This window comes from Kangiella sp., assembly GCF_014762745.1.
In the GTDB taxonomy this organism is placed as follows: domain Bacteria; phylum Pseudomonadota; class Gammaproteobacteria; order Enterobacterales; family Kangiellaceae; genus Kangiella.
Map to the genome: position 1 here is coordinate 24564 of NZ_JABURJ010000101.1, position 9764 is coordinate 34327.

At 44.8% G+C, this 9764-nt stretch carries 8 protein-coding genes and 1 pseudogene; 6 read left to right on the forward strand and 3 right to left on the reverse strand.

Annotated features, from left to right (window positions below; genetic code table 11):
• The first annotated feature begins 14 nt into the window (after nt 1-14).
• Both HUJ19_RS07715 and HUJ19_RS07720 read left to right on the forward strand, forming a co-directional pair.
• Nucleotides 15-710 carry a hemolysin III family protein gene (locus HUJ19_RS07715; RefSeq protein WP_290623137.1) on the forward strand — a complete coding sequence of 232 codons (696 nt, stop codon included), beginning with the start codon at nt 15-17 and terminating at the stop codon, nt 708-710.
• A gap of 93 nt (nt 711-803) precedes the next feature.
• The gene (locus HUJ19_RS07720) at nt 804-2264 is read left to right on the forward strand and encodes a diguanylate cyclase (RefSeq protein WP_290623138.1); all 1461 of its coding nucleotides are present in this window, start codon (nt 804-806) and stop codon (nt 2262-2264) included.
• Nucleotides 2265-2529: 265 nt separating this feature from the next.
• Here HUJ19_RS07720 and HUJ19_RS07725 read toward each other — a convergent pair whose 3' ends face one another.
• Nucleotides 2530-4407 (reverse strand): M2 family metallopeptidase, encoded by a 1878-nt coding sequence (locus HUJ19_RS07725; protein WP_290623139.1) that lies wholly within the window; start codon nt 4405-4407, stop codon nt 2530-2532.
• A 195-nt stretch (nt 4408-4602) separates the two neighbouring features.
• Here HUJ19_RS07725 and nagZ point away from each other — a divergent pair, with 195 nt between their 5' ends.
• Both nagZ and HUJ19_RS07735 read left to right on the forward strand, forming a co-directional pair.
• The gene (gene nagZ, locus HUJ19_RS07730; RefSeq protein ID WP_290623140.1) at nt 4603-5613 is read left to right on the forward strand and encodes a beta-N-acetylhexosaminidase; all 1011 of its coding nucleotides are present in this window, start codon (nt 4603-4605) and stop codon (nt 5611-5613) included.
• A gap of 24 nt (nt 5614-5637) precedes the next feature.
• Nucleotides 5638-5997, forward strand: coding sequence for a DUF2288 domain-containing protein (locus HUJ19_RS07735; protein WP_290623141.1), 360 nt, complete (start codon nt 5638-5640; stop codon nt 5995-5997).
• Between the two features lie 299 nt (nt 5998-6296).
• On the opposite strand, the gene HUJ19_RS07740 is transcribed toward HUJ19_RS07735, so the two are convergent.
• Nucleotides 6297-6587 (reverse strand): hypothetical protein, encoded by a 291-nt coding sequence (locus HUJ19_RS07740; protein ID WP_290623142.1) that lies wholly within the window; start codon nt 6585-6587, stop codon nt 6297-6299.
• 157 nt (nt 6588-6744) lie between these two features.
• Between HUJ19_RS07740 and HUJ19_RS07745 the strand changes: the two genes are divergently transcribed.
• Together HUJ19_RS07745 and HUJ19_RS07750 are read left to right on the forward strand one after the other, a co-directional pair.
• On the forward strand, nt 6745-7989 hold the full coding sequence (locus HUJ19_RS07745) for a lipoprotein-releasing ABC transporter permease subunit (protein WP_290623143.1): 1245 nt from the start codon (nt 6745-6747) through the stop codon (nt 7987-7989).
• A complete protein-coding gene (locus tag HUJ19_RS07750; RefSeq protein WP_290623144.1) occupies nt 7982-8668 on the forward strand; it encodes an ABC transporter ATP-binding protein in 687 nt (228 codons plus the stop codon). Before HUJ19_RS07745 ends, HUJ19_RS07750 begins: the two co-directional genes overlap by 8 nt.
• A 572-nt stretch (nt 8669-9240) precedes the next feature.
• Here the strand turns inward: HUJ19_RS07750 and HUJ19_RS07755 are convergent.
• A pseudogene (locus tag HUJ19_RS07755) lies at nt 9241-9750 on the reverse strand (DUF2062 domain-containing protein); the annotation flags it as partial.
• Nucleotides 9751-9764: the final 14 nt, after the last annotated feature.

Sequence of the window (9764 nt, forward strand, 5' to 3'; positions counted from 1 at the left end):
AATCAAGGCACTTCATGTCAAATAATCTAGAGCACTCTGCAGAACACAATATTGCCCATCTAGACGTAGAATTAACGGAACACACTTACAGCATTGGCGAAGAAATTGCCAATGCCCTGACTCATGGCATTGGAGCTTTATTGAGCGTAGCTGCTATGACCATGATGATTATGACGTCAGTGCAATTGGGAGACGGCTGGAAGCTCGCCAGCTCCATTGTTTATGGTATCAGCCTGGTCATCCTGTTCACCTCTTCAACTCTTTACCATAGCTTTCAACCAGAGTCAGTTAAGAAAGTTTTCCAAACCTTTGATCATTGCGCCATTTATTTCTTAATTGCCGGTACCTACACGCCATTTGTTCTGGTTAGTTTAAACGGTGTCTGGGGCTGGGTGCTTTTTGGTGTTATCTGGGGGCTGGCACTGTTCGGAGTGACCTTCAAGGTCATGTTTAAGCAGCGTTTTCCAAGAGTGTCCTTAATCACCTATATTCTGATGGGCTGGGTGATTGTGGTTGCCGCCGAAGAAATGCTTGAGAAGGTTGCTGAACCTGCGTTATGGCTCTTATTTGCTGGCGGTCTATCCTATACCTTTGGAACCATTTTCTACGCAGCAGATAAGAAAATTCCATACAACCACGCTATCTGGCATCTCTTTGTGCTGGGCGGTGCTATCTGCCACTTTCTTGCCGTGTATCTTTATGTGATTTGATAAGACGGCTCGCAGCTGTCGAATAATTGTACAATTTTTTATTGTCTATCCATGCTCGATGAAGTAAATTAAACAAGGCATGGATGGGGATATATGTTAATAAGATCATATTTAACGCAATTACATCAAAAAACGCGTAATGAATTCAGGGAGGGAAAGCAGAGTACCAGCCTTTATTCTCTAATTTTTCTATTCTTTTCAGGGTTAGCATATTATGCCAGCGCGCGCTTTGGCATGAGCCTGTTTACCTTATTTCCAAGTAACATCAGTTTATTGTGGTTACCATCCGGTATCGGCTTTTTAATGTGTTTGCGTTGGGGCTGGAAAGCAGTCCCCCTGATTGTCATAGCTGCCTATTACGTCAATTTGCCAGGCATGGAAGTCAGCACGGTGACCAATCCAAAGCTGCACACCCTGATTTCAGCATTAGCAGACGGAGCTGAAAGTTATATTGCGATGCTCCTGTTTGCCAGGTACTTACCCTCTGGTGTCATTAACCCTAAATCCTTATCTAAATTTATATTATGGGTCTGTATTATTCCGCCCGTAATTACAGCAGCTGTCATCACCACAAATTTATCAGTAGGTGGCTATCTAGCCGAATATCAGCTGGAAAAGTTTTTCATTAGCCTGCTGCTGGCAAACTCACTGGGGCTGATGATGGTTTATCAGGTTTATAACAGCCTGAAACTGGATCCGCTGCAATTTAAAAAGCCAGCAATAGGACTTTGCTTTTCGGTTGCACTCATTGCTTTTATTTTTCTACTTGGGGTATGGCGTTACCCAGCAGTCATTTATCTGATCTTGCCAGTTTTGGTGATAATGAGTTTTGAGCTTAGGTTGCTCACTGTTGCTGCAATCAGTACTTTAACCTTTATCAGTTTAATCACTGTTACGCATTTTAACCGGGGGCCTTTTGTTGCTTTAACCGACCAGGCCACAGCGTTTGAGCTGATGGCTTTTACTTTTGCCTGTGCGATTACAGTTTTTGGTCTCTCACTCCAGCAATATCAAATGAGACTGGCAAAAGAGTCGGGCGAACGCTGGAAGCTTGCTGCAGAGCATGATGTATTAACTGGCCTGCCAAATCGACGTGCCTTTATGCCAGCGCTGACGAAAGAGCATCATCGTTCTGTGCGACTCGGGCATACCTATTGCGCAGTGATCTGGGATATTGATGACTTTAAGACTATTAACGATACTTATGGGCATGATTTTGGTGATCGTGTTTTGGTACGGTTAGCGCAAATTATGCGAGAAAGCTGTCGCGATATTGATTATTACGCCCGAATTGGCGGAGAAGAGTTTGCGGTTCTACTTCCCGAAACCGACATTGAATCTGGCAAGAACGCCATGGAGCGTTTCAGGACTCAAGTTGCCGAAGAAGTATTCACAGCGCCTGATGGCTCTGAGCACTCGGTGACTATCAGCATTGGCATTGCCTGTTTGAACGAGCGCCGAATCAATGAAACAGAGCTTTTGGCAGAAGCCGATAAAGCTTTGTATAAGTCCAAAGAGCAGGGTAAGAACCAGACAAATTCGTATAGTTGTTGAGTGAAGTCTATCCACATTAAAAACAGCTTTAACTGTAATTCAAATAATTTGTAGTCGTTCGGCTACATCTAAACAGTTAATCCAGCCGATCCTTTTATCCCTTAGATCTTGTGGGCTGGTGATGAGTGTAGCGAATCCCAACCTACTGAGGGACACTGTGTTATGAAAAATCTCTTCTAAAGTAATTGTCCTTGCTGTCGTGAGGGATTCTGTGGGAAGGAAAAAAGGCGCCCGAAGGCGCCTTATGTCGTAACGGCATTAGTGATTACCAACCGCAGTTACGATCTTTGTTTTGCTCATCTAACCAGGTTTTCAATGGCGCATAGTACTCAAGTACTGCAGTCGCATCCATTTCACGCGACCCTGTCATAGCTTCTAAAGCATCTTGCCATGGACGGCTAGCACCCATTTCAAGCATCGCATTTAGCTTAGCGCCAACTTCTTTGTTGCCGTAGAAAGAGCAGCGGTGAAGTGGGCCTTCGTTACCAGCCATCTCACACATGTCGCGGAAGAATTGGAACTGGAGAATGTGTGCCAGGAAATAACGCGAGTACGGCGTGTTACCAGGGATGTGGTATTTCGCACCTGGATCGAAGTCAGCTTCAGTACGCTCAACAGCAGGCATGATACCTTGGTACTGAGTACGAAGATTCCACCAGCCCTGATTGTATTCATCAGCAGTTACTTCGCCGTTGAATACCTGCCAGCGCCATTTATCAACCATCAAACCAAATGGAAGGAAAGCGACTTTATCTAATGCAGAACGCATCAATAGCGCGATATCAGCACTTGCATCAGGCTCTTGATCAATCAAACCAATTTGCTTTAAGTAAGCAGGGGTGATGGAAAGGGCAACTGTATCGCCGATGGCTTCGTGGAAACCGTCATTTGCGCTACCTTTGTATAAGATTGGTTGATCTTTGTAAGCGCGCTGATAGTAGTTGTGGCCCAATTCGTGATGAACCGTCTGGAAGTCTTCAGAATTGATTTCCGTACACATCTTAATGCGGATATCTTCCTGATTATCAAGATTCCAGGCGCTGGCATGACACTGAACGTCTCGGTCACGAGGTTTTACGAATAGCGAACGTTCCCAGAAAGTATCAGGCAGTGGTGCGAAGCCTAAAGACGAGAAGAAGTTTTCGGCAGTTTTAACCATCTCTTTAACGGCTGCTTCTTTCTCGTTGTAAGTTACAACCTCATGGTCCACGCCATAATGTTTACGAAGAATCGGATCAAGGTCTACGCCCTTGGTAGCACCTTCCGGCTCAACCAGGTCATAAATATTACCCCATTGCTGTGCCCACATATTGCCTAGCAAATGAGCGGGGATTGGCTTGTCCAGTGGGACAACTTCGTCACCATATTCTTCGTTCAGCTCTGCGCGAACGTGGCAGTGTAATGCTTCGTATAGTGGCTCAACCTGACCCCAGAGACGATCCATTTCTTGTGCAAAATCATCTGCAGGCATGTCGTATTTTGAACGCCACATTGCACCTGTGTCTTTATAGCCCAGCTCTTGTGAGCCTTCGTTGGCAATCTCAACCATTTCTTTATAAAGAGGGCGCATTTCCGGAGAAACGGTACGCCAACCAAGCCATGCTTCAAGCTGTTCCTGTGGATCACGCGACGAACGTAATACTTCGCTTAATTGACCCAAAGTGCGGCCATCAGGGCTTTTACCAGTGGCGTAAATGCTATCCAGTTTAGAAGTGATTTCAGCAAGCTTTTTAGTTTTTGCTTCATCGGAAGGAGCCGGCAGAGTTAAGCCAAGCTTGATCATTTCAAGTTTACGATTCAAATCATAAGGTAACTCAAGATCGTTAAACTTCTTAGCTTCGTTGGCCAGTTCAACACCCAGCTTGGTGTATTCTTCACCAACTTTAGCATTTAACTGAGTCGTATCGTAGGTCACAAAATTGGCATTAACCCATGCCACTCTTGCACCATATTCAGAGATTTCAGACAGTCGCTTTTCCGCGTCTGCGACAAATTTTTCAGCATCAGCAACCGTTACTTGTGTTTCGACCTGCTGAACCTCAGCAGTTTGTTGCTTATCAGCGCTTTCGTCACTACAAGCCGACAAACCAAGCAGGGCACCGAATAAAACGGCACTACTGACGGCAGTTCTAATTTTCATCATAAGCTATACCTTTAACTCCACAGTATGTTTGTTGGTAATCATTGACGTAATATGATTGTATATTTTGAATAACCTAACAGCCCAACATTATATCGGTTTTTGCTAATTTTAGAAGCAAGCAGTGATTTTGTAGTCCGCAATCGGTTACCATTACACACAATTCAGCCTTAACCACCATCCAGGAGCTCCAATTCAATGAGTATTGGCCCATTAATGCTTGATATTGAAGGTTTGCAAGTCAATTCCAGAGAAAAGGAATTGTTACAGAACCCTTTGCTTGGCGGCATTATTTTATTCAGTCGCAATTATCAGTCGCCACAGCAGGTTGCTGAGCTAACTCAGTCCATTCGTGAAATCGCCAACAGAGATATTCTGATTGCTGTGGACCACGAAGGCGGGCGCGTGCAGCGTTTTCGCGAAGGCTTTACTGCGGTTCCTGCTATGGGCACTATTTTGCTTGAAAACTCAGACCATGAGCAGGCTAAACGTAAAGCCTATCAATGGGGCGCCATGATCGCGATTGAAGTGCAGGCGGTTGGTATCGACTTTAGCTTTGCTCCAGTTTTAGACTTGAATAAAAATATCAGTCAGGTTATTGGCGATCGGGCTTTTTCGGGTAAGGTAGACGAAGTTATTGAACTAGGGCGTGAATTTATTCGTGGTATGAACGACTACGGTATGGCCGCCACAGCCAAGCATTTCCCTGGGCATGGCTCGGTTGAAGCCGACTCACACATTGATATTCCTGTCGATGAACGTCCGCGAGAGCAGATTATTGGTGAAGATATGCGCGTGTTTGCCGAATTGGCCAATGATTATCAGGCTGTCATGCCTGCACACGTGATTTATCCGGCTTTTGACAAGCAGCCAGCAGGTTTTTCAACTATCTGGTTACAAGATATTTTGCGTGGGCAACTGGGTTTTGATGGCGTTATATTCAGCGATGACCTGAGTATGAAAGGCGCCGAAGTAGTCGGCGGCTACTATGAGCGTGCCGAAGCTGCTATCAATGCTGGCTGTGATATGGTGCTGGTGTGTAACCATCCTCAAGAAGGGCAGGAGCTTGCCGAGCAATTTGATTTTGATTGCGATCCAAAATCAGCGCAGCGGCTATTGAAAATGAAAGGTAAAGCACTCAATTACTCACTGACCAAAGTGCAAGGTAGCGATCAGTGGTTAGAGCTTAAAGATAACTTATTGGCGTAAAAGACGATCTGAATAGAAAAGACTATGACTGAAGACAGCAAAATTGAACAACTGAAATCTGAACAAAAAACAGACAGTTTTACTGAACTGACACCAAGAGAAGAGCTGATTATGAAGCTCAATGGAGAAACCGCGGTGGTCGCCTGGAAAGAAATTGAACGCTTTTTCGCTAAAGGCAACTTGTTGCTGATAGAGCAGGGTGTAGACCTCATCAACTGCGCCGCAGATTTGTCACTCGACAATGCAGAAGCCATTAAGCCGCTGATTGATTCGGAAAAGATCCAACGCATGCCAATGGAATTTGTAAAAGAGCACTGCCAATCTGAAACTGAATTCTGGTCAGTCGTAGTCGCGCCTTATGTATTGGCTCAGTTGAAGAAGTAACAGTAAAAGCGTGGACAGGCACACAGACCTGCCCCTTGCCCCTACCGAGTCTGGATGAGAATATACACAATTTGTAGGCTGGTGATGAGCGAAGCGAGTCCCAGCAAAGTCGTTCAAATTATCCAAAAAGCTGGGATTCGCTTCGCTCATCACCAGCCTACGGCATCGTTCAGAATAATATGAATCTAGGGTTGGTTAGCTTTGTGAGCGTAACCCATCTATAAAAACAAAAAAGCCACTCAATCGAGTGGCTTTGATATTTCCAGTTAGCAGGAGTCGCTTTCCGACTTTAGAAAACCCTACTGATGATGAATAACGGCGTGGATCACGCGGTCATATTCAAAATAAACAGTGAACCCGGCATAAATCCATTTGGTGATTGGTGGATCGCCCACAGGGCCTTGAATTGATTGTGGTGCGCCAAACTTCTGTTCAACGGCTGCTTTAGTGATACCACTTTTAGGAACTTCGATACCGGCATTTTTGCCTTGCTCTGCAACTGGGACCCGAACCTCGTCAGCGGTTGCTACCCCAAAAGCCATGGTCACAGCTAAAGATAGGCTCATGGCTAACCCCTTTAATAGTTTCATCTTACGACTCCTTAATCGTTATTTTGCTTAGAATATCAAAAAAATAGGTTGCTGTGTCAATAATTTAGCGCACTAACTTAATAATTTTAACCGATAACTTGACTCCAAATTGTGATCCATTCAATATGACGCCAACTTTGTTTGACCAGATAAGCTGATGCGACTGCCATTCTCGTTATTTGTAGGGTTGCGCTACACCAGAGCCAAGCGCCGTAACCACTTCATTTCTTTCATATCCTTAATATCCATGATCGGCATTGCCCTTGGGGTAATGGTATTAATAACCGTCATGTCTGTTATGAACGGTTTTGAACGAGAACTCAGAGACCGTATTCTGGGCATGGCACCGCATGTGCTGGTTCAAGGCCTGGGTGGCCCGATAGATGATTGGCAAGCGCTCGAAAAGAAGGTCAAAGAGCATCCTGAAGTGATTGGTGTATCACCTTATGTTCAGTCTGAGACCATGTTCCGTTTTCAGGGGCGCGAGAGTTTCGGCATGGTGCAGGGCATTTTACCGAATAAAATTGATGAAGTTTCTATCGTCAAAGACAATATGCATACCGGTTCGTTTGATGATATCAAATCTGGTGAATACAACATTATTCTCGGTTCAAAAATTGCCAGAAGTCTCGGGCTCAATGTGGGCGACAAGGTTTCATTATTGATTTTAAAAGAAACCCGTGTATCTGTTGCGGGTCTGAGTATGCGTGCTAAACGCTTTACCGTAACCGGTATCTTTGAAACCCGTTCAGAAGCTGATAAGAGCCTGGCATTTGTGCACATGGATGATGCCGCACAGTTATTACGTCAGCAGGGTGTATCTGCATTGCAACTGAAAACCAGTAATGTGATGAATGTGTATGACGTTAATTACCAGGTTAGTGAACTGCTCGATCATCAATATTTTGTGACTGACTGGACGCGCCAACATCAGACACTGTTTAATGCAATTGATATGGAGAAGAAAATCATGTTTATTCTTCTAACATTTATCATTGCAGTTGCTGCATTTAATATCGTCACCTCGCTAGTCATGCTGGTGACCGAAAAACAGGCCGACATCGCCATTCTAAGAACGCTCGGCGCAAGCCCTGGATCGATCCTTCGTATCTTTATGACCAGCGGTATTATCAATGGCCTTATTGGTACATTGGCTGGCGTTATACTCGGTGTACTCCTAGCATTAAATCTTCCGGATATAGTTAACTGGGTAGAGAATACTTTTGGCGTCAGCGTCTTCCCGCAAGATGTTTACTTTGTAAACTTCCTGCCCACTGAGCTAATTGTTGACGACGTTATTAAAATTGGACTTTCAGCCTTTATAATCAGCATTTTGGCTACTTTATATCCCGCCTGGAAAGCATCAAAAACACAACCTGCGGAGGCTCTTCGTTATGAATAATGAGCGTTTAATTGAAGTAACGAATTTGAGTCGTGTTTATGAAGATGGTGCCAGTAAGGTTACTGTTCTAGAGTCGCTTAACTTGTCGGTTACAAGAGGTGAACAGCTGGCTATCGTTGGTGCATCTGGTTCCGGAAAAAGTACCTTGCTACACTTGATTGGCGCGCTCGACAAACCGACAGAAGGTACTGTAGTCATTAATGACCAGGATGTGCATAAACTAAAGCCAAAAGCGCAGGGCGAATTCCGCAACATGAACATTGGATTTGTGTATCAGTTCCATCACTTATTGCCAGAGTTCACGGCACTTGAAAACGTCGGCATGCCACACATCATTCGCGGCACTAATCGCGACCTTGCATACCGTAAAGCCGCAGCTCTCATTGAGCGCGTTGGACTGACCAATCGTGCAACCCACAAACCTTCTGAGTTATCGGGAGGAGAGCGTCAGCGTATCGCCTTTGCCCGAGCCTTGGCCAATGAACCTGTCTGTGTTTTGGCCGATGAGCCGACCGGTAACCTTGATCACGCAACGGCTCTGAAAGTTTATGACTTGATGTGCGAAATTAATCAGGAAATGGGCACCACCTTCATAACCGTTACCCACGATCTTGAACTGGCCTCAAAAATGCAACGACAGTTAAAACTGGAAGATGGTCATTTAATGGCTATTGAGTAAGTCATTATAGAATTAAAAAAGCCGCTCTGGTTTATGCCATGAGCGGCTTTTTTATGCATCGTTTCTGACGAACCCTGCAAAAGCAATATCTCCCAAAGTCCTGTCATCTTTACGAAATAATAGGCGACCGAGGGGGGAGCTACTCGGTCCAAACGACAACGAACTACTCTAATTCTTGTCACTCCCGCGAAGGCGGGAGTCTATTCTTTTAATAGAAAACCTTGCGGATTCCGACCTTCGTGGGCCACCGTAGGAAGTGCACCAATGGCATTCCCGCTGGTCTCTGTGGTGAATGACAATACTCGATTTAGTAACAAGCCGGCTTAAGTGAACGATTTTTCGAATTTGGGATGTTTCTAGTTACTGTGTTTAACACTAATGGACATTTCTTAAAGAAACTATAGCCAATCTCGTACAGTGCCTAACCACCAGGTTTGGCATAATCCGGCTTAATCGTTGCGATGGTCGTTTGATTTCTCGCGGTAGTCTTCTGCTTTAGACTCAGACTCATCATCTTCATCATCTTTTTTTCCAAGCTGATCAAGATGCAGAGTATGAAGAAGTCTATCTTTCCAGCGAGCCTGACGTGCGCGCCATGCACGAACCACGTGATAGCGCCAGAATAGGCTGATAGTGTGATAGCCAATCAGGGAAAGGGTACCACCACAGATTAAGCAACCGAGCAAAAACGGTTTCCAGATATGAATCAGCTCAGATTGAAGCCATTCAAAACTGAGCTCAAAGTTAAACTCATTAGGTGGAACGCCAAGAATCCAGGCACCGACTTTATAGGCAAAGTAGAACATGGGCACCATGGTGACTGGATTGGTAATCCAGCATAAAACAACGGAAATCGGTAGATTAACTCGGAAATAGATGGCTAGCGCAGCCGCAATGACCATTTGAAATGGAATGGGTAAAAAGCCACAAAACAAGCCCACCGCAAACGCCCCGGACGCACTGTAGCGGTTGAGGTGCCATAAGCCAGGATCATGAATCAGGTTACCGAAAACCTTCATATAGCGGCTTTCTTTAATCTTTTTATGATCAGGCAAATATTTTTTAAAAATTTTGCGGGGCATTAAAAATCACTTAA

Excerpts from the sequence above, each read along its gene's own strand:
- HUJ19_RS07715 (WP_290623137.1), top strand. The coding sequence starts at position 15 with ATGTCAAATAATCTAGAGCACTCTGCAGAACACAATATTGCCCATCTA.
- HUJ19_RS07720 (WP_290623138.1), top strand. The coding sequence starts at position 804 with ATGTTAATAAGATCATATTTAACGCAATTACATCAAAAAACGCGTAAT.
- HUJ19_RS07725 (WP_290623139.1), bottom strand. The coding sequence starts at position 4,407 with ATGATGAAAATTAGAACTGCCGTCAGTAGTGCCGTTTTATTCGGTGCC.
- nagZ (WP_290623140.1), top strand. The coding sequence starts at position 4,603 with ATGAGTATTGGCCCATTAATGCTTGATATTGAAGGTTTGCAAGTCAAT.
- HUJ19_RS07735 (WP_290623141.1), top strand. The coding sequence starts at position 5,638 with ATGACTGAAGACAGCAAAATTGAACAACTGAAATCTGAACAAAAAACA.
- HUJ19_RS07740 (WP_290623142.1), bottom strand. The coding sequence starts at position 6,587 with ATGAAACTATTAAAGGGGTTAGCCATGAGCCTATCTTTAGCTGTGACC.
- HUJ19_RS07745 (WP_290623143.1), top strand. The coding sequence starts at position 6,745 with ATGCGACTGCCATTCTCGTTATTTGTAGGGTTGCGCTACACCAGAGCC.
- HUJ19_RS07750 (WP_290623144.1), top strand. The coding sequence starts at position 7,982 with ATGAATAATGAGCGTTTAATTGAAGTAACGAATTTGAGTCGTGTTTAT.